Here is a 25,956-nt window from a genome sequence, read left to right on the forward strand (position 1 = left end):
GAGAGAACAAAAAGAGGAGAGGATATCCTCTCACGCTATGGCGGCGATGAGTTTACATTGATATTGCCAGAGTGTGATCTGGAGGGCGCATTAGAGGTTTCTAGAAGGATCGTAAAAGCCGTAGAGGAGTTTAAGCTTCTAACGACGGACGGCAACTATATAGGCATAACGGTTTCAATCGGTATATCAATTTATCCGATCCATGCAAAAAATGCAAAAGAGCTCTTTTTAATAGCTGACGGTATGATGTATAAGGTAAAAGAGGAGGGCAAGAACAGTGTCAAAGCTCCTATGGGAGATGACATAGTTACTTTTGTAAAAGAGCAGAAGGCAAAGTCGGCACTGCTTTTAGATGCTATCACGAACAACAGGATAGTCCCATATTTTCAGCCTATAAAATCCTCTATTGACGCTAAAAGTGATATTCATGAACTTCTTATGCGCATTGAGATAGATGGAAAGATTATATCTGCATATGAGTTTATAGAGGCGGCAGAGAGCATGAGCATCATCAACAGAATGGATCTTATGGTTATTGAAAATGCCTTTAAAAAGATACAAGAAGAGAACTATCTTGGGACTCTGTTTATAAATCTCTCTCCAAAATCTTTAGTAGTAGGCAATTATGCAGACTCGGTAACGAAGCTGATCTCAAAATATAATATTTCAAAAGAGCGTATAGTCTTTGAAATAACCGAGAGGGAGACGGTTACAAATTTCTCTATTTTAGAGAAGTTTGTTATCAACCTGAAGATGGCCGGGTATAAGTTTGCTATAGATGATTTTGGTTCAGGCTTCTCGTCGTTTCACTATATCAAAAAATTTCCTATCGATTACCTGAAGATCGACGGAGAGTTTATACTCAACATAAACAGTGACAAGAAAGACAGGGCTTTTGTCAACAGTATATTGACCCTTGCAAAAGAGCTAAATGTAAAAACTATCGCCGAGTTTGTTGAAAGCGAAGAGATAGAAGCCACCCTAAAAGAGATGGGTGTGGACTATATGCAAGGTTTTTATATAGGTAAACCCAAAAACAGTTTTACGCTCTAACCTCTCTATAAAGAGAGTTCTATTATAATCTTTGTTCTTAAAAAATATCAAGGTTATATTATATGAGCGCTCAACCATTTACCCACCTACATCTTCATACCGAATACTCGCTTCTAGACGGTGCAAATAAACTTACGAATTTGGTATCGCAGGTTAAAAAACTCGGCATGGAAGCTGTCGCCATGACCGATCATGGAAATATGTTCGGTGCGATCGATTTTTACAAACAGATGAGGGATGCCGGCTTAAAGCCGATCATCGGGATGGAGGGCTACATCCACAACGGCGAGATGCTCGATGACAAGAGCACTAAGCAGAGATTTCATATCTGTCTTTTTGCAAAAAACCAAAAGGGTTACGAAAACCTTATGTACCTCTCTTCAAAAGCTTTTATAGAAGGGTTTTACTACTTTCCGCGCATCAATAAAAAAGAGCTTCGTGAACACTCAGAGGGTCTCATCTGTACGAGTGCATGTCTGCAGGGAGAGGTAAACTGGCATCTAAACACCGCAAACGAGAGAAACGTAAAGAACGGCGCACTCGGATATGAGGGAGCAAAAGCGGTCGCACAGGAGTATAAGGATATTTTCGGCGACGACTTCTATCTGGAGCTTATGCGTCACGGCATAGGAGATCAGCTCTATATCGACGAGCAGGTGCTGCGTCTAGGAAAAGAGCTCGGTATCAAGGTCGTTGCCACAAACGACACTCACTACACTTTCCCTGATGATGCGCAGTATCACGAGGCTTTTATGTGTATCGGGATGAACAAACTCTACGACGACCCGAACCGTATGCGCCACTCGGTACATGAGTTTTACCTCAAATCCCCACAGCAGATGGCACGCCTCTTCGCCGACATTCCAGAAGCTATAGCGCACACGCAGGAGATCGTAGATAAGTGTAACTTGGAGCTCAAACTTGGTGATCCTATCCCTCCGAACTTTAAATTTACAAGAGAGTATGCAAAAGAGGATGGCTTGCAGATAGACAACCAAGATGACGAGCCGCTAGCAGAAGATGCATCAAAAGAGCAGAAGAGGGCATGGAAGAGCGCAGCGGATAAAAATGACGCCGAGTATTTCATATACCGCTGTGAAATCGGACTTATAGAGAGGCTAAAACATGTTCCGCAGGAGAGACATGAGGAGTACAAAAAGCGGTTAGCCTTTGAGATGGATGTTATCAACTCCATGAAGTTTCCCGGCTATATGCTAATAGTCTGGGACTTTGTAAAAGTAGCCAAGGAGATGGGCATTGCGGTAGGACCGGGTCGTGGTAGTGCGGCCGGAAGCCTTGTCGCTTATTCGCTTGGCATTACCGACATTGACCCGATGAAGTATGATCTTCTTTTTGAGAGATTTTTGAATCCTGAACGTGTAAGTATGCCCGATATCGATATGGACTTTATGCAGGCGCGCCGTGGAGAGGTCATAGACTACGTTGTCGAGAAGTATGGTCGAAATCAGGTCGCGCAGATCATAACATTTGGTTCGCTTCTGGCAAAAGGGGTCATCCGTGACGTTGCGCGCGTTCTTGATATGCCGCTCTCTCAGGCCGATGCAATGGCAAAGCTTGTTCCAGACGAGCTGGGGATCACGCTAAACGGAAAGAAAAAAGGTGATGATTTTATAGCCGGAGCTTTTCAAAAAGAGCCAAAGCTTCAAGAACTTATACAAAACGATGCAAATGCGGCTAGGGTCTGGGAGTTTGCGAAGAAGCTAGAAGGGCTTAAGCGCAACTCCGGTATACACGCGGCGGGTGTAGTCATCTCAAACGAGGAGCTTTGGAAAAAAACCCCTATCTATAAACCATCAGGCGAAGATGTCTTTGTAACGCAATACTCTCTTAACTACCTTGAGGATGTTGACTTAATCAAGTTCGACTTCTTGGGGCTTAAAACACTTGATGTGATCGACAACGCAATAAAGCTTATAAAATTTCGCTACAACAAAGATGTGGTCTGGCACGAGATAGATGAAAACGACCCAAAAGTTTACGACGTTATCCGCGGCGGAAATACGGTGGGGATGTTCCAGATAGAGAGTTCGGGTATGCAGGACTTGAACAAGCGTCTAAAACCTGACAGTTTTGAAGACCTTATCGCGGTCTTGGCACTCTACCGTCCGGGACCGATGGAGTCGGGGATGCTTGACAGTTTTATCGAGAGAAAGCACGGCAGAGAGAAGATAGAGTACACTTTCGATGCGATGGAGCCTATTTTAGAGAACACTTACGGGGTCATCGTCTATCAAGAGCAGGTCATGCAGATAGTCCAGACCATCGGCGGCTTCTCTCTTGGCTACTCAGATATTATCCGCCGTGCAATGGGTAAGAAGAAGGATATGTCAGTCTACAACGACGAGTTTGCAAGAGGCGCGCAAAGCCAAGGTCTTGACTATGCTGAGGCTTCCAAGCTCTTTGACCTGATCGAGAAGTTTGCGGGGTACGGTTTTAACAAGTCGCACTCTGCGGCTTATGCGATGATAACATTTCAGACCGCATGGCTAAAGACATACTATCCAAACGAGTTTATGGCGGCGCTTTTAACCTCGGACAAAGACAATACCGACAAAGTCGTGCGCTACATAGATGAGACAAAAAGAATGGGCATTGAGCTCTCTCCTCCCGATATTTGTGACTCACAACTAGAGTTCTCGGCGATCACAAAAGATGAGAGAGAGATAGTCCTTTTTGGACTTGGTGCCATCAAAGGAGTCGGAGAAGCTGCAGTTTTATCGATACTGGAGACCAGAAAAGAGGGTGGCGACTTCACTTCGCTTCAAGACTTCGTAAACAGGATAGAGCCTTCAAAGGTGAACAAAAGAGTTATAGAGTCCATCATAAAAGCTGGCGGGTTCGATCGGTTCGGCTTTTCAAGAAAGGCTCTGCTAGACCAGATAGAGTATATCGTAGATACTGCAAAAGATGCATCTCAGGCTAGAAAAAATGCAATCGGAAGCCTATTTGGAGATGACTCTGAGATAACGACGGTAGAGCTTAAACTCACAAACTCAAGCGAGTATGAGCTAAAAGAGATACTGGAGTTTGAGAAAGAGACTTTGGGCTTTTACGTCTCAGGGCATCCTCTGGATGAGTTCAGGGAGAAGATTGATGAGCTTGACTACACCCTCTCCTCTGAGATTGAGAGCGCAAAAGACGGCTCTTATGCCATCTTCATAGGCAAGGTCGAGGAGATAACCAAAAAGACATCCAAAAAAGGGAACCAGTTCGGCATAGTAAGTCTTATGGATTTTCACGGGAATATAGAGGTTATGCTCTTTGCAGACAAACTTGAAGAGCTTCAAGGGATGAACCTTAACGAGCCTATCGCCATCAAAGCAAAAATTACCCACACCGACATGTTTACAAGGATCGGCGTAAGCAAGCTTATGAGTCTAAAAGAGGCGAAAAAAGAGACGCAAAAAACGAAAAAAGAGGTGCGTGAACTCCCACAAGAGCCTATAAATCTGGCAATAAGACTCGACAACGATATGAAAATCTTAGAGGAGCTCTACAAGATCGTACGCCAAAACCCTGGCAACAGAGAGCTAAAGCTAACCATAATCTCAAAACTCCAAAATGTGATAATCGACTCTGCCATAAGAGTTGACAGCAAGATCTTGAGTGCACTTGAGGGGAATGAGTTTGTGGATATATTGAGTGCATGACGGATATTCACTAAATTTAATATTTATGGGTAATTTAAGAAGTTATAATTTGGTGATTATTTAATTGGCCTATAGCTGATTATAAGAAATAGTTCTCGTTACAGTATTACGAGAATTAACTAATAGGAGCTTGTAAAAGAGCTTAGTAAAGAGTTGCAAAAGATAAAGGTTGCGAAGAGTGAAAAATGAAGCCAGTGAAAAAAAATGATTTATATCTGAATATAAAAAATATCCTCCAGAGTGCAAGAGATAACGCATACAGACAAGTAAACTTCATAATGGTCGAGGCTTATTGGAGTATCGGTCAGCAAATCGTAGAGGAAGAGCAAAACGGAAAAGATAGAGCCGAATATGGCTCTTATCTTATAAAAGACATTTCTATTAAATTAACCAAAGATTTTGGGAAGGGGTTTACAGCAACAAACCTAAAAATGATGAGACAGTTTTATTTGGCTTTTCCAAATAGTCACACGCTGTGTGACCAATTGAGTTGGAGTCATTATCGACTTATCATGAGGTTAGATAATCCACAAGCACGACTTTGGTACACACAAGAATCCGCCAAATCGAACTGGAGTGTAAGAGCCTTAGAGAGGCAAATCGGTACGCACTATTATGAAAGATTGCTCTCAAGCAAAGAGAAACAGCCAGTCATAAATGAAGCTAAAGAAAACACAAAAGATTTACAACTCACCTTAAAAGACATCATTAAAGACCCTTATGTTTTAGAATTTTTAGACCTCAAGCAAAACAATGCTTTTTATGAAAGCGACTTAGAATCGGCTCTTATCGAAAAGATACAAGATTTTTTACTAGAGCTTGGACGAGGTTTTGCATTTGTAGCCAGACAAAAAAGAATCAAGACAGAGACAAGCGACTTTTATATAGACTTGGTTTTTTACAACTACATGTTGAAATGTTTTGTCATCATTGACCTGAAAAAAGGAAAACTAACGCATCAAGATGTAGGGCAGATGGACATGTATGTGCGAATGTATGATGAGTTAGAAAAATCAGAAAACGATAATCCCACCATAGGGATAATACTCTGTGCAGACAAAGACAATACGGTCGTAAAATACTCCATTTTAAACGATAATGAAAATATGTTTGTGTCGAAATATCAGCTCTATTTGCCGAGTGAGGAAGAATTAAAAGCGGAGATAGAGAAAGATGTTTTTGAGCTTGGGTTGAAATAAATGAAACATAAAATCAAAGAAAAAGCACAAGCAATAGCAAAAAATCCAAACACTAAAAAAGCGCTTGAGTCGATGAAGCCTGAGAAAAACTTATGGGGTATAGGCGGGGTTATTCTCTTTTTTATCGTTCCTGAGTTTATAGCTTACATCTGGGGAGCGGATATTACCGAGTTTGCAAAAAATCAGCTCTTGGAACCTCAGAACTTTTTCTCTACACAATATTACGAACTTTTAGTGATGCTATTTGAAGATGGCATGAGTTACCTCAATCTTGCCATTGGCATAGCACTTTTGCTCTGGCTGTTCTTTTGATGAGAGCGCAAGACCTTGAACACGGTTTTTATGAGTGGGACGGCGACGTTTTGGTGCTCAATATACTAGGCACACCAATGGCAAAAAAAGATGTCATACTTAAACCAAAGGGTAATCAGCTAAAGGTGAGCGTAAAAGCGCAACCCCAAAACGGAAAGGCAACGGACTATATGGTCTCGTTTCTGGCAAAAGAGTTTGGCGTAAGTTCATCCGATATAGAGGTGGTTTACGGGCGTGAGAGCATCCACAAACAGCTTCGCATAAAAGCGCCCAAAAAACTCTCGGGCGGCATAGAGTTTGAGTAGAATTGAAGATATTTTTGTATAATCAGAAAAAAATTATAGATTTAACTAGGAACTAAAATGATGACAAAAGAGGATTTTAACGAGGGTTTACTTGGCTTTTTAGACGCTTCGCCGACTCCGTTTCACGCAACGCAGAATATGGCTGGGATGTTTGAGAACGCCGGCTTTGTAAAGCTTAGCGAGGTAGAGAAGTGGTCTTTGAAAAAAGGCGGGAGATATTACGTCACCCGCAACGACTCATCCATCATAGCTTTTACATATCCGGGCTCTAAAGAGTATGTTATGGTCGGTGCGCACACGGACTCTCCAAACCTGAAGCTAAAGCCAAATCCTGTCATAAAAGAGCATGGAGTCGTAAAGTTCGGAGTTGAGCCTTACGGCGGAGTTCTGCTGAACACTTGGTTTGACAGAGACCTCTCTTTGGCTGGTAGAGTGAGCTATCTTGATGAAAAAAACATCATAAAAGATGCGCTCATAGATGCCCAAAAACCTATAGCGATCATCCCATCACTTGCAATTCATCTGGACCGTGAGGCAAACAACTCAAAAAGTGTAAATGCCCAAACTGACATAACGCCCATCCTGTCTGCGTCTGAAGAGTTTAGTTTAGATCTCTTTTTAAAAGAGCAGCTAAAGTCAAGCGGTGTAGATGACGCAGTAGAGCTTTATGCGAACGAGCTCAGTTTTTATGACACGCAAAAAGCGTCGTTTGTTGGTTTAAATAGTGAGTTTATAGCAAGTGCAAGGATAGATAATCTGCTTAGTTGTTATGTAGGGATGCTCTCTATCTGCAGCATCGGCGAAGATAAGCCGATGCTCTTTATTGCAAGCGATCATGAGGAGGTTGGGAGCGAGAGCACGTCAGGGGCAGGTGGCTCGTTCTTGGAGAGCACTCTGAAGCGTATGTTTGGAGATTTTGAGGAGTATACGCAGATGATACGCTCATCTATGCTTATAAGCGCCGACAATGCACATGCAATCCATCCGAACTTCCCAAGCAAGCACGACTCAAATCATGCACCGCTCATAAATAAGGGAAGTGTTGTAAAGGTAAATGCTTCTCAGCGTTATGCGTCCAACTCAAAGACCATATCAAGATTTATGAACGTAGCATCCTCCATCGGTGAGCCGATCCAAAACTTTGTAACAAGAAGCGATATGGGGTGCGGCTCTACTATTGGCCCGATTACAGCTTCAAGGCTCGGCATAGAGACTCTGGATGTCGGGCTTCCTACATTTGCGATGCACTCTATCAGAGAGCTTTGCGGAAGCGATGACGCATACAGCCTTTATAAGATCATCTTGGGATTTAACGACTGATGTCAGGCATAACACCAGATGAGCTAAACCTTTTAATAGAGCAGACCTACAAGGTTGAGAAGGAGTTTAACGAGCTAAAAGCCTCTTACGCGCATCTGCAGGATACCGTTGAAGAGGTTGTGGAGTTTTTGCCAAATGCTATCTGGATACTTGAGAAAGACGGCGGAGTTTTTTTGCAAAACTCTCAGGCAAAATCTCTTGGAGAGTTGTTTGAGCTTCTGGAGCTTAAAAATGATGACTACGAGGTGCAGTTCAACTCAAAATCTTACCTCATTAAAAGCTCTTCATATAAAGAGAAACTTCTTTTAAGCGCTACGGATATAACCGAACAGAAGAGAAAAGAGAACCTTGCAACAATGGGGCAGATGGCGGCACATCTCTCTCACGAGATAAGAAACCCTATAGGCTCCATCTCGCTTTTAAGCTCGACCCTGAAAAAGAGAGTTCTTCCAGAGAATGTGGCAATAGTCGAGGAGATACAGAAGTCCGTTTGCAGGATAGAGAGGATCATAAAAGCCACTCTGATGTTTAGTAAAGGCGTTCATGCGAACAAAGCGCCTTTTATGTGGAGCGAGCTTCAGGACGCTCTTAATATGGCTGTGGGATATTATGACTATACAAAAGAGATAACCTTTATTTTTCCGCAGCAGAATTTTATGCTAAATGCAGACAAAGACCTTCTTGAGATGCTCTTTTCAAACTTTTTGACAAATGCCATCGATGCCATAGAGCTTGACGAGAATGAGTGCGGAAGCGTTGAGATACTTTATGAGCGTGATGGCGAATTTCATAAATTTTACATATATGACAGCGGCGTGATGATAGAAAATACAAAAGAGCTTTTCGAAGCGTTTAAGAGTACAAAGGTCAAAGGAAACGGGCTTGGGCTTGTTCTCTCAAGACAGATCGCCGAGGCTCACGGGGGAAGTGTAGAGCTGCTTGGCGGAAAAAGAAAAGGGTTTGAGATAAAACTTGCGTTATGACAATTTTTTTTGAATTATAAGATGTTAGAATAAACGAAAAAAAGGGGTAAATGTGAAAAAAGAGTTGATCGAGGTTCCAAGAGCTACGCTGGATTTTTACAAGTATGAAGAGGATGGATTGACGTACTACGAGTATGACGCTACCGGTTGTCAGCCGCCTGAACCTATGGTAAATACAATGGTGGGGCTCTCTCTTTTAAAAAGCAAGAACGACAGACTGGTCGGGATATTTTTTCACGAACCTTTTCCGCTTTACGACAGAATCCCGCTAACAATATCACACGAAGCTGCGCAGCTTGAGAGCGGCGATTTTAGAATAACTTTCAAATTGGAAGAATAGGCTGACATAGTTAAACTTCGTTATCTAAATTTAACTAGAATATCCTTTTAATTTAAGGATTTAATATATGAAACAACTTTTATCGCTGGTTAGTTCTATGAAAACGATGGCTGTTCTGATGCTAATATTTGCAGCAGCCATCGGTTATGCTACATTTATAGAGAACGACTACGGAACGATAACGGCAAAAGCCGATATCTACAACGCTTTGTGGTTCGAAGTCCTGATGGCGCTTTTAGCTCTAAATCTAACAATCAATATATTCAAATACAAGATGTTCAGTGTTAAAAAAGCTCCTATCTTTATCTTCCACCTATCATTTCTTATCATACTTCTTGGCGCGGCAATAACCCGTTTTATAGGCTTTGAGGGCACTATGCACATTCGTGAAGGCGAGACGGCAAACACGATGCTTAGTATGGATACATATTTTATAGTAAGTGCAAAAGTAGACGATAAAAAGATCGAGAGCCAAAAGAGCGTATATCTCTCTAAAAAAAATAGCAACTCTCTCTCAACATCTCTAAACATAGAGGGTAAAGAGGTAAATGTAAAGCTTTTAGAGTATATTCCCGACGTTGTTGAGAGTTATATCGAAGGCAAAGATGGCGGCTTTGAGATGATCGACATGATGGTCACGGGCGAGCAGGGGAGCGAGCCTATTAAACTTCGCAGAGGCGAGTACTACGAAAATGAGAGTATTGCCATAGATTTTGATTCAGGCAAGATCTTTTTAAGACCTACTATCTCTCTCTACACCGAAGGCGGCGAACTCTTTATGAAGCACGATTTCGCGCTCAAGTATATGAAGATGGACGGCGGCGAAGAGGGAGAGATGGCCTCTAGTGATAAGAGCGCCCTTGCATTTAGAACGCTTTTTGGCGCCGCTGGGAGCAACTTTGTAGTTAGAAATTTTTATAAACACACAAAGACCAGACTTGTCTCAAATCCAAATGCGTCTCCTATGTCGCCTGGAATGGATGCACTTATATTCGATGTAAACGTAGCGGGTGTATCAGAGTCTGTTACGATCTTCGGTCAGGCTGGAAGAAAGGCAAAAGAGAGCCATAACGTAATCAATGGCGTTGATGTGCATATAGGATACGGCTCAAAAATCATTGAACTTCCGTTTGGCATAAAGCTTTTGGATTTTCAGCTGGACAGATATCCGGGTTCTATGTCTCCTGCGTCTTATGCGAGTGAAGTGGAACTGATAGATGAAGAGCAAAACATACATATGCCTTATAGGATATACATGAACAATATTTTAGAGCACCGCGGATACAGATTTTTCCAATCATCATACGATCAGGATGAGCAGGGGACCGTCCTCTCGGTTAATAATGATCCGGGAACACTTCCATCATACATAGGGTACTTTCTTTTGGGCGTTGGTATGTTCTGGTCTCTATTTTCAAGACATAACAGATTTGCGCAGCTCTCAGAAAGGGCCAGAAAAGCAAGCCAGCAAAAAGCTCTTGGGATACTTCTCTCGATCGGTATGCTATTTAGCGTTGCACCGACATACGCAGAGGAGGTGGATCCTCTCATAAAAACTATACTCTCGTTTGACAAAGAGCATGCCAAGAGGTTCGGTGAGCTTATCGTGCAGGACAGCGCAGGAAGAATGAAGCCTCTTGATACTCTCTCGCATGAGATATTGGCAAAGATATACAGAGGCTCGTCTCTAAAGGTTGGAGAGAAGACTCTAAATGCGAATCAGGTTATTTTGGGAATGATGTCAAAGCCCGATGCCTATAAAGAGCTTAAAATAATCAGAACAAAAAATGAAGAGATAAACAGGATAATAGGGGCAAAACTGGATGCTACGCATGCATCGTTTACGCAGTTTTTTGCGGACCCGCAAAATCTGAGCACCTATAAGTTGGTCGAGTATGTCGATGCGGCAGCGAGAAAAGAGCCAAAAGCTAGAGACCTCTTTGACAAGGCTGTTTTAGAGGTGGATGAGAGAGTAAACATCTCATTTTCCGTATATACTGGTGACCTTATAAAAATATGGCCAAAACCGAATGATCTTAACAATAAATGGTTTCCAAGTATAGAGGCTCTTCAGACTTTCCCGCAGGACCACGCCTTAAAGATAAGAGAGATAGCGTTTGAGTATTTTGTCTCGCTTGACAAAGGTGTGAGTACAGGTGACTGGAGCGATGCGAACAGCGCAATAGAGAAAATATCCAAGTATCAGAATTTTTACGGAGTCTCCGTTATGCCTTCAGAGAACAGGATCAAAGCTGAGATGTTGTACAACTATGCAAATATCTTCGAGAGGCTATATCCTCTCTACTTTGTGATCGGTTTTATTCTTTTGATAGCAAGTTTTATAAAGATTCTAAAACCTGCGCTAAACATAAGAGTGTTGGAGAAGGGTTCATTGTGGCTCTTGAGTGCTCTTTTTGTCGCACATACGTTCGGGCTTGGGCTTAGATGGTATGTTGCAGGACATGCACCGTGGTCTGACGGATATGAATCTATGATATATATCAGTTGGGCGACTATTTTAGCAGGTCTTTTCTTCTCTAAACGTTCATCTATGACGATGGCTTCCACTGCCGTACTGACAGGACTTATCCTCTTTGTGGCACATCTGAACTGGATGAATCCGCAGGTTACGAACCTGGTTCCTGTTCTTAACTCATACTGGCTTAGCATACATGTTGCGGTTATTACTGCAAGTTACGGTTTCTTGGGACTTGGCGCACTTTTGGGCTTTATAGTGATCCTTCTGTTCGTATTTAAGACTAAAAACAATGAGAAGCATATCTCGCTCTCCATAAAAGAGCTAAACTCCATTAACGAGATGGGTCTTATGATAGGTCTTGTGTTGTTAACAGTTGGAAACTTTATAGGCGGTGTCTGGGCAAATGAGAGCTGGGGACGTTACTGGGGCTGGGACCCAAAAGAGACATGGGCGCTTGTGACCATCTTGGTCTATGCGGTCGTTGTTCACCTTAGATTTATCAAGTCTATATACAGCGAGTTTAACTTTAGCGTTATTTCGTTATTGTCTTATACATCGGTCATCATGACATACTTCGGGGTGAACTACTATCTTGCGGGAATGCACTCCTATGCAAAAGGTGATCCTGTTCCTATCCCTGATTTTGTTCCTGTGACATATACGATCCTCTTTATCGTTATTGCAATTGCGTTTAGAAACAGAAAGCTGGCGTAAAAGGCTTAACAGTGGAGTTTTCAGGCTTTAGCAAAAAAACGCTTCCCTTTTTGGAAGCTATCCGCAAAAACAACAATAAAGAGTGGTTCGAAGCGCACAGAAGCGAGTATGAGGAGTATATACTAAACCCCTCCCGCTCTTTTGTTCAGGAGATGGGCGAGCATCTGATGGCTTTGGAACCTGCAATAGATTTTGAGCCAAAGATAAACAAATCTCTCTTTAGAATCTACAGAGACACGCGAAGAATGGGTGCTAACAAAGCACCTCTGAAATCAAGGATCGGCATCATTTTTACGCAAGGCAGCGGAAGCAGGCTGCAGAGATCCTCCTTTTATCTTCATTTTTCTCCGGATGAACTTTTTGTTTCCGCTGGTGTGAGATGGTTTGAAAAGCCGATGCTGGAAGCTTACAGAGGGTACATAAAAGATGAGAGACGAAGAGTCGAGCTCGATAATCTTTTAGATGCTCTTGAGACAAAGGGGTATAAGACGATAGAAAAAGGGTATAAGAAGTATCCGCGCGGCTTTAGCACTGATATGCCAAGTGCCCATTTGAGCCTTTACAAAGGGATGGCGGTCTATAAGATCCTTGAGCCAAGCCTTATAGAGGATGGCGAGAAGCTCATAGATACGCTCTATAAAATATATGAAGATATGCTACCATTACAAAAAATAGTTTATGAGATAAGCTTAAGAGCCAAAGAGGATTAGGTTATGAAAAAAGAGGCGATCATTCTGCTAAATATGGGCGGACCAAATAACCTTGAAGAGGTTGAAGTTTTTTTAACAAATATGTTTAACGATAAAAACATCATTACCGTAAAGAGTTCTCTTCTAAGAGCCTTTATAGCAAAGATGATAACTTTTACTAGAACTGAAAAATCTCAAGAGATATACAGACAGATAGGTTCAAAATCGCCCATCGTAGGACATACGAAAAAGTTGGTTCAAAAGCTTCAATCACGCTTCGGCGAAGATGTCGTGGTTGATTTTGCCATGCGATACACTCCGCCTTTCGCATCAGAGGTCATAGAGAGACTAAACAAAGAGGATATCGAGAAGATTTACCTGATCCCGCTCTATCCGCAGTACTCTACGACGACCACAAAGTCATCTTTGGAGGATTTTGAGGAGCAGTACCACCTGATGGGCGGCGATGCCATCTTGGTTGAGATAAAGCACTTCTTTCAAAACCAAAACTACAACAGAGCCATACTTCAAAGAATCACAGAGCGCATAAGTGCAGATGAGTGTCCGAATTTTGATATTATCTTCTCCGCTCACGGGCTTCCAGTAAAAGTGATCGAGAGAGGCGATGTATATGAGCGTCATGTAAACAAGCATGTCGCTATTTTGACAAATATGCTTAAAGAGGCGGGGATGAACTTTAATGCAGTTCATCTGGCGTACCAGTCAAAAGTGGGACCGATGGAGTGGCTAAAACCGTCGCTTGAAGATAAGCTAAAGGAGATAAAGAGCAACGGAGTTCTTATTTTCCCCATAGCCTTTACCATTGATAACTCGGAGACCGATTTTGAGCTCGATATCGAGTACAGAGAGGTAGCAGAAGAGCTTGGTTTTAAGGACTACAGAGTCTGCGAGTGTCCAAATGAGAGTGATTTTTTTGTCGATGCGCTAGTTGAACTATATGAGAAGATGAGATAGAAAAAAAGAGATGAAGATCGTTATCTTTGATATGGACGGCACGCTGCTTGATTCTAAAAAAGATATTACGGTATCGGTCAACTATGTAAGAGAGATGCATCACAATCTGCCTCCGCTTAGCGAGGAGTTTATAGTCGAGGCTATAAATATGGAGGTGCGAAATCTCTCCATGCTTTTTTATGAGACAGAGGTCTATCATCCTAAGGACAGAGAGCTTTTTGAGGCTCACTACGAGCAGGAGTGCATAAAGAACGTCTACCTTTATGATGGGGTAGAGGAGCTTCTTCAAAAACTGGTAGAGTCAGAGATAAAAATTTCTGTTGCCACAAATGCTCCCACACAGTTCGCACTAAGGATGCTCGAGCATCTAAAAGTGAAACCTCTCTTTGATGTCATCATAGGCGCAGACAGGGTATCTGCTTCAAAGCCTAGCCCTGAGATGCTTCACCATATCTTGAACCACTATGCGTACGATGCAAAAAATCATAAGGCGTGGATGGTCGGAGACAATACAAAAGATATTTTAAGTGCAAAGAGCGCAGGCATAGAGTCTATATTCGCCACATGGGGCTTTAGTCCCAAAAGCGACGCTAAACTTATTGTAAAAAAACCTGCCGAGGTGTTAGATATAGTTTTATAAAAGTTTATGCTAGAATAGTTTTAAACTATTTTAAGGACGCAAAAGTGTTTGATAGTGACTTACTAATTGCATTTGGGTTGATGGCACTGCTTTTTCTTAGACAGATTTCGATCATAAAACAGCCAAACAAGATAAACTATGCCCCTCTTATGCTCGGCATCGGTGCAATAAGCGCCGTTATCCACTTTATTTTACATCCTGATAATATAGATATGTTTATGGCTCTTAAAGAGAGCTTCTTTCCTATTTTGGTCTCCCTTATTTTGTTCATTATAATGAATATTTTTCATCAAACCCAGCAAAGAGAGCAGGAGAAGACCCGTCACGAGTTTACAAAAGCGCTGATCGAACAGCTCGATGAGCTAAAAGAGTTCACTGGCGAGTTTGAAAAAAAGATGATACTGAATCAAAATCAAGACAAACAGATGCAAGAGGAGAACAGAGAGCGATTTAAGCATGATATAAAGGCGCTTGATTCCATACTGATAAACCAGAACAGATTTTTAGAAAAGTTCGAAGAGATGCGCGGCTGGCATGAAGATGTCAAAGGCTCTTTTGAAAATTTCACGGATGTTCAGATACCTTCGCTTGATACCATCGTACATAAACATATAGATATACTAAGGGTCGCCGAACAGGATCATTTTAACAAAGTAAAGGCGACTCTTTCAAAAGCTATTGAGAGCAGAAACGAGATAATAGACGAGATAGAAGAGTTAAAAGAGAGTCTGCATCAGATGAGCAACATCTCAAAGAGTATCGCAAAAGCGATCGTAAAAGAGACAATAGGTGAGCTCTCAAGCGTCTCAAAATCTTTTGAAAAAGAGATACTAACTCTAAGATCGCATACGGAGGGTGTAAACACATCGCTTTATGAGAGCGAAAACACTCTTGGCGGCATAAAAGAGCAGAGCGAGATAATCATGAAGCAGATGATACTCTCTTCAAACAAGATGAGCGAACTTAAAGATCAAAACAGCTCCCTGCATGACATCTACTCTACGATGAGAGATCTTATGAAAGATATAGAGGTCATTAAGTCGGAGTATGTAAAATCGCAGTCACAGCTTAGTATGATGATAAAAGAGTTCAAAGATATAAAAGAGAGCGAGATAAAAAGCGCAAAAGAGCAGATGGAGTCACTTGGCAATGAACTGGGCGCTAAAATAGAGAGCTCTTTGGAGAAGCTGCACAAAGACTACTCTTTGGCTAATGAAGATATCTCCCAAAGTGTCAAATTTCTCTCCAAGCAGGCTCAGCTAAAAAGCGGCTATACCATGTCAGAGAGCAAAGAGAATAAGTAGCGGATACAAAAAGAGCCCGACATAGGGCAAAAAGCTGTTTATAGGTGCAAGAAGAATAAGGCTTAACTCTTGCGAGAGCTCTCTTTTTGTATATATCTGCTCTATTAGAAGTATCTTGGTAGCAATATCCAGAGTCTTCAAAAAGAGCAGTATCAAGGCGTAGATATTTAGATCGGTAAGCATCGCAAAGCCGATGCTGAAATAGAATGTAGGATGCATTATCAAAAACAGCAATATGCTCTTTGAGTAGTATCTGTGCATCTTGATTATCATGCCCATAATGGTGGGAGCCTTCTGCCAAGTGACTTCAAAGAACTCCAGTAAAATAAACAGTAGTACATAGTTCAAAATCAAATCATCAATCATCCTTGAATTTTACTATATTAATACTAAAGTACTATTTACTTGCAAAAATCTACATGTTAACATTGTAGAATAATAAAACGGAGGTGTGATATGGCAGCGGGAAAAGTGATAGGTAAAATAGAAGTAACAAAAGGCACTATTAAGATAGTCGGAGTTGACGGTGTTGTTCGTGAGCCTAACTATGAGGGTTATTTGTACGAGAACGAACAAGTTGTCAGTAATGACCCTGCTGCTCTGTTTCAGATCAAGTTTTTGGCACTTCCGGAGGCTTCTGCGTATGACGGCGTATTTAGAATCTTGGCGGACGACTCTGTAATTCACGGCAGAGATGCGATGGACAGCATAGCAAGCGATGAGGATCTCTCAAACATTTTAGAGACGGCTGCAGGTGATGATATCGGCGATCTTGAAACTGCGGCAGGTGAAGAAGGAGCTGAGGGCAGCTCTTCATTTACCCCTACAAACATCGTTGCCGAATCAAGCGTTCTTGGATTTAACAGAGGCGCAAACGGTGAGCTCGGATTTGGTATAACTGATTTTGGTAGTGTGCCAAACTATGATTTAGGAGAGGTATCACCGCCTGCTATTACATCTCCAAATGTGGTTATTTATAATGAAAATGGTATTGAACCTGTTATTCAAGTTACTGCGACTGCTGAGAGTGCTGTTACTTATAGTATTTTTGGATTGGATAGTGATAAGTTTACAATTAATCAATCAACTGGTGTTTTAACATTTAATGAGTCTCCTGATTTTGAAAATCCTAAGGACATGAGCGGGGATAATGAATACAATACTTATGTAACGGTTACTGACGCATATGGAAATTATACGACACAGCTTCTTTCTGTTTCTATTAATAATATTAACGAGCCTGTGACTGCATATAATGATACAATTAATGCCGTTGAAGATACGATACTTAGTTCTACAATTGATTTAGATGAAAATGATTATGATATTGATGGTGATAATTTAAGTGTTACAGCGGGAACATTTGCAACAGCTGCAGGCGGAGAGATTATAATTGCTGAAAATGGTAGTTACACATACATGCCGCCGGCTAATTATAATGGAGTTGATAGTGTAGAGTACACGGTTACGGATGGGGAGTTTAGCGATGTAGGTACACTTATTATTAATGTAGCTCCTGCGAATGATGTACCTGTAGCAGTTGATGATGCAATTAATACAGTTGAGGATACAATATTTAACTCGGCAATTGATTTGGATGCTAACGATTATGATATTGACGGGGACGCATTAAGTGTTGTAGCGGGTACATTTACAACCGAAAATGGTGGACAGTTGGTTCTAGCATCTGATGGTACTTACACATATACACCTGCAGCTAACTTCAATGGTGTCGATAGAGTTAATTATACTGTTACCGATGGAGAGCTTACGGATGTTGGTTCATTGACGATCAATGTGGCTGCTGTAGATGATACTCCACCACCACCGCCACCACCGCCACCGCCACCACCGATTGATAATGAAACGGTAGTAAATGATGACAGTGTAGCAACTGAAGAAGATACGTCTGTAACTATAGATGTATTGGCGAATGATGTGGATCAAGATAGTCCAAAATCCCCAGTTGTTTCAGTTTCAAATCCTGTAAACGGAATGGTTGCAATCAACGAAGATGGCACACTTACATATACTCCAAATGCAAACTTTAGCGGAGAAGATAGCTTTACATATACAAATGCAGAGGATAGTGTTGCTACGGTAAATGTAACAGTAATTCCTACGGCTGATGTTCCTAATTTAAGTATAAGCATAGAAGAAGCTGTTACTTCTAAAATCGACAATGAAGCAAATGCGGAAGCAGGTATTTATTTAGGAGAGGACGGGAAATATTATAAAGACGAAGCAGTCGTTATAAAAGATGAATATAATATGAACAATCCACTTAACCAAGGTCATTTTATTACATTAGAACAAACAACGCAATTAGCTGATTATATTGAGTTAAATATTGGATTTACAGGTCAGTCATCTGCAACGATTCAGTTTTTTAACGAGGATGAGCTAATTGATACACAGATTCTCCAAGGTGGTCTTAATACTTACGACCCTGATGGAGGGCAATTTGACAAAGTTGTTTTTATTGTTGACTCACAATCATCGGCTATTCATTTAAAAAGTTACTCTTTTGAGTATTTTGTACCTACTGAAACTGAACCCTATACTAAAGATGTATATAGCTATACACTATCTCCAAGTGCTGAGTTGATAGACGAAGATGAAGATTTAAGCGAAATTGAATTAAACGGTATTCCTGATGGAACAGATTTAATAGAGAATGAAGACGGTACATATAGTTTTACGACGCAAGAACAGTTAGATGATGAGAGTTTAAGCAATATTACTGCTACAGTAACATCAACTGATGGCAGCGATGAAGCAACTATAACTGTAAATCAAGATGGAGTGGTAAGTATAGAAGGTGGAAGTGGCAGTGATGCTATCGAATATAATGAATATGATACATTTGATACGCAGATTGACGGCGGAGATGGGCTTGATACCGTAATAGGAAGTGCGGAAGTTATAGACCTCTCAAATGTATCAAACATAGAAGTAATCGAATTAAATTCAGGAACAAGTGTTGTTGGCAGCAGTGCCGATCTGGGAATAAATGCAGATGATGTCTTAAGTGCCACAGAGAGCGGCACTCTTATTATACAGTCAGCTGACGGCAGTAATTTAAATGAAGTCAATGTTGATACAACTTCTCTTGAGCTTCAAGTAGATAGCGTAATGATTGACGGTATCAACTATGCTGAGTACACAGGCGGAGGAGCGACACTTCTTATAGAGTTAGGTGACCAAATAGAGGTCGTTTAAGAATCTAGATGAATATCTCTACTTAAATTTAAGTGCAAGAGATATTCTGTCGGTCACATTCGCTTTTTCAAATATATGGTGGATGTGACCTTTTACAGTTGAGAGGGCAATTTTTTCTCTCTGTGCGATCTCTTTATTGCTCAGACCATCGGCTATCATCAGTGCGATGTCTTTCTCCTTTTCAGTCAGCAGCGAGATAAACTCAGGTTCACCTCTCTTTTTATTTTGCATATATTTGTTTATTATGAAGTATGTAAGGTCTGCAAAGAGCCAGTTGTTTCCCTCTTCAACGCTTGAGAGCATCTTTAGCAGGTTCTCTTTGTTAATATATGAGTTCTCATAACCTTTTATGCCGCTTCCAAGCAGGGTTGAGGCGTGATACACTTCAGGGAGCGCATTGAAGATCATAATAATTGCATGCGGACATTTTTTTAACTTAAGCAGGGCTTCTTCAATATTATGGACACTCATCTCATCAAGCATCAAAGCTACTCTCTCGTCGTATTTTTCAAGATACTCAAGCAGCTCCTCAAAGCTCTCTACCGACACCGTTTCATAAGAGCCGACTAAAGCGTTTTGCCAATGCTTTTTGATCGATGACATGTTTGTAAATAGAATCACTTTTTTCATAGTTACCTCTCACTCAGCACATTGTCACGCGCTCTTAAAATTGGTTTTAGTATATAATCAAGTACCGTTTTTTTACCGGTTATAATGTCAACATCTGCCGTCATACCGACTATGATATTTAGTTTTTTATCCTCATTGCCTAAGTAGTTCTTATCCGTTTTTATCCTTACAAGATAGTAGTTCTGTCTGCTTACTTCATCATAGATCGTATCGGCACTTATGTGTGTAAGCGTACCTTTTAGTGAACCGTAGATGGCAAAATCATAAGCGGAGAACTTTACTATAGCGCGCTGTCCCGGAAATAAAAAAGCGATATCCGATGGTCTTATCTTTGCCTCTACGACCAAGTTGTCTTGGGTCGGCACCACCTCGATAATATCCATTCCGGGCCTAACAACGCCTCCGACCGTGTTTACAAGAAGCTGTTTTATGGTTCCATCAACCGGAGAGCGCACAAACGTACGTTTAACCTTGTCCTCTCTGGCTATATTTGCCTGCTCTATCCTTGACATCTCGGCTCTAACTTCGTTGTATTGCTCTTTTGCGGCATTTTTAAATTTAAGCTCTACCTCTTTGATGTTGTTCTTTTGCTCCTCTATGACAGAAGCAAGACGCGGTATAGAGAGTTTTGTTGACTTCATCTGTCCCTCGATAGTGCTGGCTTCTCTTTGAAGTTTTAGATACTCAACCTCAGATACTATCCCTTTATCAACAAGCGGTTTGTTTAGAGAGAGCTCTTTGGTGATGAGCTCATAGTTTATGGTCAGGTTTTGCAATCTGGCCTCAGCCTCTTTTAGCTCATCTTTTTTCTGCTCAAGACGGCGCTGATAGATCTTGATGTTGTTTTCAAGCTGCTCTTTATTGCTTTTATAAAGAGACTCTTCGTGTTTGATGAGTTCCGGGGAGTTTTTTCTTATTAAGTCGCTTGCTTTAAAAGGTTTGCCTGTGGATTCGGCCAAGAGGCGTACACTTTTTGCCTGAAGCTCGTTGTAACGAAGCTGGCTCTCTATAAAACTGCTCACAAAACTGGTATCGTCTATCTTTATTAGAATATCGCCTTTTTTTACAACTTCTCCGACTTCCACGAGTATCTCGCTTACAATACCGCCTTCAAGGTTCTGTATAACTTGAACCTGAGAGGAGGGGATGACTTTTCCTTGACCGCGTGTTAGGGCGTCTATATCCGCATTGTATGCCCAAAAGATAAGCCAAGTGATGGCGAATGCACTTATCCAGAGCATAAATTTAGTGCCGTATGAGTGATTCATAAGAAGAGCCGCACTTACCGAGTTCATATACTCTAAGTCCTTCTCATCCTTTATGCGAAGGTTTTTAATATCCTTCTTTTTGTAAGAGTACTCTACAAATTTATCTTCTAGACTCATTTTTCACTCTTTTTAGGGGATCTTAATTGTCGTATGACATCATCATGCGCGCCATCGAGAATAACTTTGCCTCTGTCTAGCAAAATCAATCTTTTGGTCAATGAGAGCAGTATGTTTTTGTGAGAGATCAGTATCATAGTGCGGCCGCTTTGATAGCTGCTCATAGCTCTTATGAAGTGGTTTTCATGCGTGCTGTCCATCGAATTGGTAGGCTCGTCAAGAAGTATTATCGGAGCAGGGTGTATAAAAGCGCGCGCTATGGATATGGACTGCTTTTGTCCGCCGGAGAGTCCATCGCCCCTCTCTCCGATCGGCATATCGTACCCCATCGGGTGTGAGTCTGCAAAGTAGCTTACACCGCTGAGTCTTGCAACTTCTAGTATCTCCTCATCACTTGCACCCGGAGAGCGCAGTACAATGTTCTCTTTTAGAGTTCCTTGAAACAGAATAACCTCTTGAGGGACATAAGATATGTTGCGTCTCAAATCAGCCGGATCTATCTGCTTTATATCTATGCCGTCCATCAGTATCGAGCCTTCGGTAGGTTCGTAAAGGCCTAGTATAAGCTTCTCGATTGTAGTTTTTCCCGAACCGTTCGTGCCTATGATGCCAACTGACTCCCCTGGGTTTATCACAAAGCTTACATTATCAAGGACTTTATTGTCAGTGTCGGGATAGATAAAAGTTACGTTTTTAAACTCTATCTTTCCTTTAAATAGCGGACGCTGCACAAAGTTTTTTGACTCTTCACGCTCGACTGAGAGCTTCATTATGGAGTTTATAACATCATAAGCGGTTTTGGTCTGCTGAAAATTTGCAATAAGGGCAGCTACCTGACCCAAAGGAGCAAGCATTCTGGAACCTAGCATTACGACCGCGATGAGCCCTCCCATGGTAAGAGCATTGTCTCCTATGGCATATACGCCGCCGATAATGAGCGCTATCGTATTTAGCTGGACTATAAAGTTTACAAAAGTAGAGATGGAGTTTGAGAGTATTTTGGATTTAAGCCCTTTTTGAGCGACATCGCCGGTAGCCTCTTCCCACTTCCACTGATACTGTCCGCCGATCCCAAGCGCTTTTATGGTCTCTAACGCCGTAAGCGACTCTATAAGCACGGAGTTTTTATGTGCAGAAGCCTCATAGGTGCTTTGCACGCTTCTTCTCATCGGTTTTTCCACGAAAATACTGTAAATGATAATCACAAGAGCGCTCACGATTGGAATAGCAACCATCCATCCGCCGATAATATAGATTATAAAGAGAAAAATGATAGTAAATGGCAGATCTATTATGGTTGCAATAGAAGATGCAGTAAAAAAGCCTCTTATGGAGTCAAAATCCTTTAGGTTGTTTGCAAATGAACCGACCGAGCGCGGTTTTGATGCTATTTTTAGGTTCAGCACATGTTCGTAGATTATAGATGACATAATTACGTCGCTTTTTTTTGCGGCATTCTCAAGGAAGTATGAGCGTAGGAACTTTAAAATTATGTCAAAGATGTAGATGACGATTATGCCGGTTGAAAATACCCAAAGGGTGTCCATAGCATTGTTTGGCACGACTCTGTCATATACGTTTAGTGTAAAAATAGGAGTTGCCATAACAAAAAGATTTATAAGAAAAGAGGCTATGATAACGTCAGCGTATATACCTGAAAAGTACCTCATGGTTCCCCAGAACCAGTGGCGGCTGTCATGTTTTAGGAGCCGGTTGTGTGAATCTTTATATTGGTGGTTGTGTTTAAGAAGAAATGCAAAGTTTATATATTCAGCTTCCAAAAATTCACTCTCTACCCAGTTCTCTCCCTCTCCCGCTTCAGGCAGAATGATCTTCGCATATTTTCTATCGGGACTTATCTCGGTCAAGATGCAGGCTCTCTCACCGTTCTCATCGCCTTTTAAGATAAGTATGACAGGCAGCAGCAGTGGGGATATATCTTTAAATGAGTAGTCTACTAATTTAGAGCTAAATCCGGCACGCGCGGCTGCACGGTGAAATGCCGATTTTGAACCTTTTGCATCGAGAGAGAAGAGTCTAGGAGTAGTTCTTCCCGGAGGGATGGGAAGGTCTGCTATAAGTGCATCGGCGCTGTATGGACGATTGTAGAGCTTGGTGAATATCACCAAACTCTCAAGAAGAGGGTTTTCTAACTTGCTACTCAACAACTACGCTCATCTCGTCTAATATTTTTCCTGTGTATGCAAGGATCTGGTAATAAGCCAAAAGACGCTCATACTCGGCAGTCGTTTTTCTGTTTCTTGCATTGTTAAACTCAAGCTCGATATTCAAAAGGTCTATGATGCTTCTTCTTCCAAGCTCATTCTCTTTTTGATAATCCGCGACCGTCTGAGCACTTGCTTCAACGGTGTTGTCAAGATGAATAAGCTGCTTTTTTGTCAGCTCGAACGTTTTGTATGCTATCTCCGTGTGAGCTTTTATGTAGCGTTTTGCATCTGCCAGTGTGCTGTTCTTGTTTAGAAGTCTGTGTCTGTTGGCTTCTATATTTGCTTTGTCGGCAAAGCCGTTAAAGATGTTGTAGCTAAGAACTAAAAGGGCGTTGTAGCCTGAATCCTCTTCTACCGTGCTTGGAGTAGGGGCATCAGTTGCTATACCGTGAACGTTCTTGTTCCAGTAAGCTTCAAGCTTGATATCCGCTTTTGGATAGTAAGGCGCATTTGAGCGTTTTAGTGCCGCATTTGCAGCTTGGATGTCAGCCTGTGAAACATGGATAGTCGGATTGTTCTGCATTGCGATATCGACAAGCGACTCTATGTCGTTGGCAGGAATCTCGCCGACCGAAGGTTTTTCAAGATCGGCTGCCGTTACTGCACCCGGCAGGATGCGTTGAAAACTTGAGATCGAGTTTATATAGTTCTGTTCCGCCAGATACTGTATGCTAAGAGCGTTCTCATAACGTGCAAGCGTCTGCTTATAATCAGAACTGCGTCCAACGCCTGCATTTACCTTCTCTTCGATCTGTGATAGATACTTCTTATGAACATCTACGTTCTCTTTTGAGATCTGGTAGAGCTCATAATTCTTTAGTAGCTCAAGGTAATAAGTGACGGTCGATAAAGCAAGTTCGTTAGCGCTCTCTTTGACACCGTCACTTGCGGAGAGTATAAGAGCTTTTTGCTGTTTTACGCCAAGCTCGGTCTCAAAGCCTGCAAAAAGACTCTGTGTTAAAACTGCAGAGGCATCCTGACGAGTCAGATGTTCTCTTATGCCGTCATTATTAACGGTCTTTGTAGCTTCAGGACCTACTGAATAGGAGAGATCAACAGATGGCAGATACCCGGCTTTGGCTCTTGTTAAGAGTTTGCTTTGAGTATTTTTATCCTCTTTTTTCATCTCGATCTGCGGATGAGTCTCAACCGCTTTTTGCACTGCCTCTGTAATTGTCATCGCACTTACAAGCATAGGCACCAGAACCACTGAATGTAAACTGCTTCATCTAAAATCCTTTGTTTTTACTTTCTTCAGTATACTCCTCAAAATATTAAGCAGCTATTAACTTAATCATAGGTTGAAGCAGTTTCTTTAAATTTAGAATATTTTTTATAATAGAGCTAAAAGTCATAAAAGTCAAAGTAGCGTATAATTCAACAAATCTGGCAGTTTTATATAGGGGTTTGAAGGTGAAAATACGAGTTTATTACGAAAACTCTTACTTTCTGTAAATTTCCGAAATACTACCAAGAAAACAAAGTGTTTTAGTTTTCTATTTCTCTAATAATAAGAAAATTTAAGAAATTTTTGGAGCGAATTTGGAGCGAATTTAAAGTCTAAAATATCCTTTTTTTGGGTATAAAAATATATCTTAAATATTGAATATCTATTTTTTGGGTATGTAATCAGTTTAGCAAGTACAAATCCCTTAAAATAGAAGTTTGGCACTTTGGCACTTTAGCAACTTAACCGAAACAATACTTATTTATCTTAAAAGAACTCTCTTCCCTTAATCCAATAGAATAGAACTTACAAGGACTTCTCTCACTTATCTTTTTTATTTTTAGGTTTAAAAACATGAATATCTATAAAAAAACTGATAAAAGGAAGATAACAATGAATGATATAAATTTTAGTATAGGTTTACTAATGTCATGTGGAGGAGTTGACAAAAAATCAACAGCTTCTCTTGTTTTTTAAATTTTTAGTAACCCCAAAAATATCAACCCCATCCCTAAAAACAAGCCTCCCAAATTTATCTTTGGTAATATCCCAGCCACAGAGCCTTTGATAAATATCGGTCTGTATTGTTCTCTTAGAAACATTAAACTCCTCTGCCAAAGATGAGATAGTTGGTCTTTCGTCTTTAAACAGCATAGAGAGTATGGAGATAAGTCTAAATAGCGCTTTGTCATATGATTTTTGTGCCATAGTAAAACTCCTTTCATTATGCAGCGCTGCTTAAAAGCGGCAGTACTTGAGTAATACTCACCAAAAGCTCTATTGTGAGTACAAAGATTGTATATCTGTACTCTTTTGTTAAGTGTTTTGCTTTTCTCATCCGTTGCTCCTTTTATCCTATATTAGTATTTATTAAGTAAATTATATACTAATATGCAGATTATGTCAAGAACTAAATTGCTATATTAGTATTTTATATGGTAAAATTATCCAAATATAGTATAAAAAGGTGTTTTATGACAAAAGAGCAATTTATTCTAAGGTTGAAAGAGCTTGAAATCTCAAAACAAGATTTCTCCGAATTATGCAGAGTTCCCTATTC

General features: G+C 41.0%; 20 protein-coding genes. 14 read left to right on the forward strand and 6 right to left on the reverse strand.

Translation table 11 applies throughout. The features are described 5' to 3' along the window. The 13 genes from RBR61_RS09095 to RBR61_RS09155 all read left to right on the forward strand — a co-directional run. Positions 1-1,053 (forward strand): bifunctional diguanylate cyclase/phosphodiesterase (locus RBR61_RS09095; protein ID WP_320343751.1); only part of this gene is annotated, 1,053 nt, incomplete at its 5' end. A 62-nt stretch (positions 1,054-1,115) separates the two neighbouring features. After that, entirely contained in the window at positions 1,116-4,724 is a 3,609-nt protein-coding gene (gene dnaE / locus RBR61_RS09100) for a DNA polymerase III subunit alpha (protein ID WP_320343753.1), read from the forward strand. 194 nt (positions 4,725-4,918) lie between these two features. Beyond that, a complete protein-coding gene (locus RBR61_RS09105) occupies positions 4,919-5,923 on the forward strand; it encodes a PDDEXK nuclease domain-containing protein (protein ID WP_320343755.1) in 1,005 nt (334 codons plus the stop codon). After that, a complete protein-coding gene (locus RBR61_RS09110; RefSeq protein WP_320343757.1) occupies positions 5,924-6,235 on the forward strand; it encodes a hypothetical protein in 312 nt (103 codons plus the stop codon). Then, positions 6,235-6,540 carry a DUF167 family protein gene (locus tag RBR61_RS09115; RefSeq protein WP_320343781.1) on the forward strand — a complete coding sequence of 102 codons (306 nt, stop codon included), beginning with the start codon at positions 6,235-6,237 and terminating at the stop codon, positions 6,538-6,540. The genes RBR61_RS09110 and RBR61_RS09115 overlap by 1 nt, the downstream gene beginning before the upstream one ends. Before the next feature lie 57 nt (positions 6,541-6,597). Continuing rightward, positions 6,598-7,860 carry a M18 family aminopeptidase gene (locus tag RBR61_RS09120; RefSeq protein WP_320343758.1) on the forward strand — a complete coding sequence of 421 codons (1,263 nt, stop codon included), beginning with the start codon at positions 6,598-6,600 and terminating at the stop codon, positions 7,858-7,860. Then, positions 7,860-8,843 (forward strand): HAMP domain-containing sensor histidine kinase, encoded by a 984-nt coding sequence (locus tag RBR61_RS09125; RefSeq protein WP_320343760.1) that lies wholly within the window; start codon positions 7,860-7,862, stop codon positions 8,841-8,843. Before RBR61_RS09120 ends, RBR61_RS09125 begins: the two co-directional genes overlap by 1 nt. 52 nt (positions 8,844-8,895) lie before the next feature. Continuing rightward, positions 8,896-9,183, forward strand: a complete 288-nt coding sequence (locus RBR61_RS09130; RefSeq protein ID WP_294928918.1) for a hypothetical protein — start codon at positions 8,896-8,898, stop codon at positions 9,181-9,183. A gap of 67 nt (positions 9,184-9,250) precedes the next feature. Continuing rightward, the gene (gene ccsA, locus RBR61_RS09135) at positions 9,251-12,376 is read left to right on the forward strand and encodes a cytochrome c biogenesis protein CcsA (protein ID WP_320343761.1); all 3,126 of its coding nucleotides are present in this window, start codon (positions 9,251-9,253) and stop codon (positions 12,374-12,376) included. 11 nt (positions 12,377-12,387) lie between these two features. Further along, positions 12,388-13,086, forward strand: coding sequence for a DUF2461 domain-containing protein (locus RBR61_RS09140; protein WP_320343762.1), 699 nt, complete (start codon positions 12,388-12,390; stop codon positions 13,084-13,086). A gap of 3 nt (positions 13,087-13,089) precedes the next feature. After that, the gene (hemH, locus tag RBR61_RS09145) at positions 13,090-14,040 is read left to right on the forward strand and encodes a ferrochelatase (protein WP_320343763.1); all 951 of its coding nucleotides are present in this window, start codon (positions 13,090-13,092) and stop codon (positions 14,038-14,040) included. Positions 14,041-14,050: 10 nt separating this feature from the next. Continuing rightward, the gene (locus RBR61_RS09150) at positions 14,051-14,680 is read left to right on the forward strand and encodes an HAD family hydrolase (protein ID WP_320343765.1); all 630 of its coding nucleotides are present in this window, start codon (positions 14,051-14,053) and stop codon (positions 14,678-14,680) included. A 44-nt stretch (positions 14,681-14,724) separates the two neighbouring features. Beyond that, the gene (locus RBR61_RS09155) at positions 14,725-15,984 is read left to right on the forward strand and encodes a hypothetical protein (RefSeq protein WP_320343766.1); all 1,260 of its coding nucleotides are present in this window, start codon (positions 14,725-14,727) and stop codon (positions 15,982-15,984) included. Here the strand turns inward: RBR61_RS09155 and RBR61_RS09160 are convergent. Further along, positions 15,961-16,350 carry a hypothetical protein gene (locus RBR61_RS09160; RefSeq protein WP_320343768.1) on the reverse strand — a complete coding sequence of 130 codons (390 nt, stop codon included), beginning with the start codon at positions 16,348-16,350 and terminating at the stop codon, positions 15,961-15,963. The genes RBR61_RS09155 and RBR61_RS09160 overlap by 24 nt on opposite strands. A 90-nt stretch (positions 16,351-16,440) precedes the next feature. Between RBR61_RS09160 and RBR61_RS09165 the strand changes: the two genes are divergently transcribed. After that, a complete protein-coding gene (locus tag RBR61_RS09165; protein WP_320343769.1) occupies positions 16,441-19,206 on the forward strand; it encodes a tandem-95 repeat protein in 2,766 nt (921 codons plus the stop codon). An 18-nt stretch (positions 19,207-19,224) separates the two neighbouring features. On the opposite strand, the gene RBR61_RS09170 is transcribed toward RBR61_RS09165, so the two are convergent. The 5 genes from RBR61_RS09170 to RBR61_RS09190 all read right to left on the reverse strand — a co-directional run bounded on the left by RBR61_RS09170 (position 19,225) and on the right by RBR61_RS09190 (position 25,604). Further along, positions 19,225-19,836 (reverse strand): response regulator transcription factor, encoded by a 612-nt coding sequence (locus RBR61_RS09170; RefSeq protein ID WP_320343770.1) that lies wholly within the window; start codon positions 19,834-19,836, stop codon positions 19,225-19,227. A 2-nt stretch (positions 19,837-19,838) separates the two neighbouring features. Next, the gene (locus RBR61_RS09175; RefSeq protein WP_320343772.1) at positions 19,839-21,221 is read right to left on the reverse strand and encodes an HlyD family type I secretion periplasmic adaptor subunit; all 1,383 of its coding nucleotides are present in this window, start codon (positions 21,219-21,221) and stop codon (positions 19,839-19,841) included. Continuing rightward, positions 21,218-23,389 carry a type I secretion system permease/ATPase gene (locus RBR61_RS09180; RefSeq protein ID WP_320343773.1) on the reverse strand — a complete coding sequence of 724 codons (2,172 nt, stop codon included), beginning with the start codon at positions 23,387-23,389 and terminating at the stop codon, positions 21,218-21,220. The genes RBR61_RS09175 and RBR61_RS09180 overlap by 4 nt, the downstream gene beginning before the upstream one ends. Beyond that, positions 23,379-24,659, reverse strand: a complete 1,281-nt coding sequence (locus RBR61_RS09185) for a TolC family outer membrane protein (protein ID WP_320343775.1) — start codon at positions 24,657-24,659, stop codon at positions 23,379-23,381. Before RBR61_RS09185 ends, RBR61_RS09180 begins: the two co-directional genes overlap by 11 nt. A 690-nt stretch (positions 24,660-25,349) precedes the next feature. Continuing rightward, positions 25,350-25,604 (reverse strand): HTH domain-containing protein, encoded by a 255-nt coding sequence (locus RBR61_RS09190; RefSeq protein WP_320343778.1) that lies wholly within the window; start codon positions 25,602-25,604, stop codon positions 25,350-25,352. Positions 25,605-25,956: the final 352 nt, after the last annotated feature.

Source organism: Sulfurimonas sp. (genome assembly GCF_034005705.1).
Lineage (GTDB): Bacteria > Campylobacterota > Campylobacteria > Campylobacterales > Sulfurimonadaceae > Sulfurimonas.

What these genes read in the sequence shown, in the direction of transcription:
- dnaE (WP_320343753.1), top strand. Translation starts at nt 1,116, where the DNA reads ATGAGCGCTCAACCATTTACCCACCTACATCTTCATACCGAATACTCG.
- RBR61_RS09110 (WP_320343757.1), top strand. Translation starts at nt 5,924, where the DNA reads ATGAAACATAAAATCAAAGAAAAAGCACAAGCAATAGCAAAAAATCCA.
- RBR61_RS09115 (WP_320343781.1), top strand. Translation starts at nt 6,235, where the DNA reads ATGAGAGCGCAAGACCTTGAACACGGTTTTTATGAGTGGGACGGCGAC.
- RBR61_RS09120 (WP_320343758.1), top strand. Translation starts at nt 6,598, where the DNA reads ATGATGACAAAAGAGGATTTTAACGAGGGTTTACTTGGCTTTTTAGAC.
- RBR61_RS09125 (WP_320343760.1), top strand. Translation starts at nt 7,860, where the DNA reads ATGTCAGGCATAACACCAGATGAGCTAAACCTTTTAATAGAGCAGACC.
- ccsA (WP_320343761.1), top strand. Translation starts at nt 9,251, where the DNA reads ATGAAACAACTTTTATCGCTGGTTAGTTCTATGAAAACGATGGCTGTT.
- hemH (WP_320343763.1), top strand. Translation starts at nt 13,090, where the DNA reads ATGAAAAAAGAGGCGATCATTCTGCTAAATATGGGCGGACCAAATAAC.
- RBR61_RS09150 (WP_320343765.1), top strand. Translation starts at nt 14,051, where the DNA reads ATGAAGATCGTTATCTTTGATATGGACGGCACGCTGCTTGATTCTAAA.
- RBR61_RS09160 (WP_320343768.1), bottom strand. Translation starts at nt 16,350, where the DNA reads ATGATTGATGATTTGATTTTGAACTATGTACTACTGTTTATTTTACTG.
- RBR61_RS09165 (WP_320343769.1), top strand. Translation starts at nt 16,441, where the DNA reads ATGGCAGCGGGAAAAGTGATAGGTAAAATAGAAGTAACAAAAGGCACT.
- RBR61_RS09170 (WP_320343770.1), bottom strand. Translation starts at nt 19,836, where the DNA reads ATGAAAAAAGTGATTCTATTTACAAACATGTCATCGATCAAAAAGCAT.
- RBR61_RS09175 (WP_320343772.1), bottom strand. Translation starts at nt 21,221, where the DNA reads ATGAGTCTAGAAGATAAATTTGTAGAGTACTCTTACAAAAAGAAGGAT.
- RBR61_RS09190 (WP_320343778.1), bottom strand. Translation starts at nt 25,604, where the DNA reads ATGGCACAAAAATCATATGACAAAGCGCTATTTAGACTTATCTCCATA.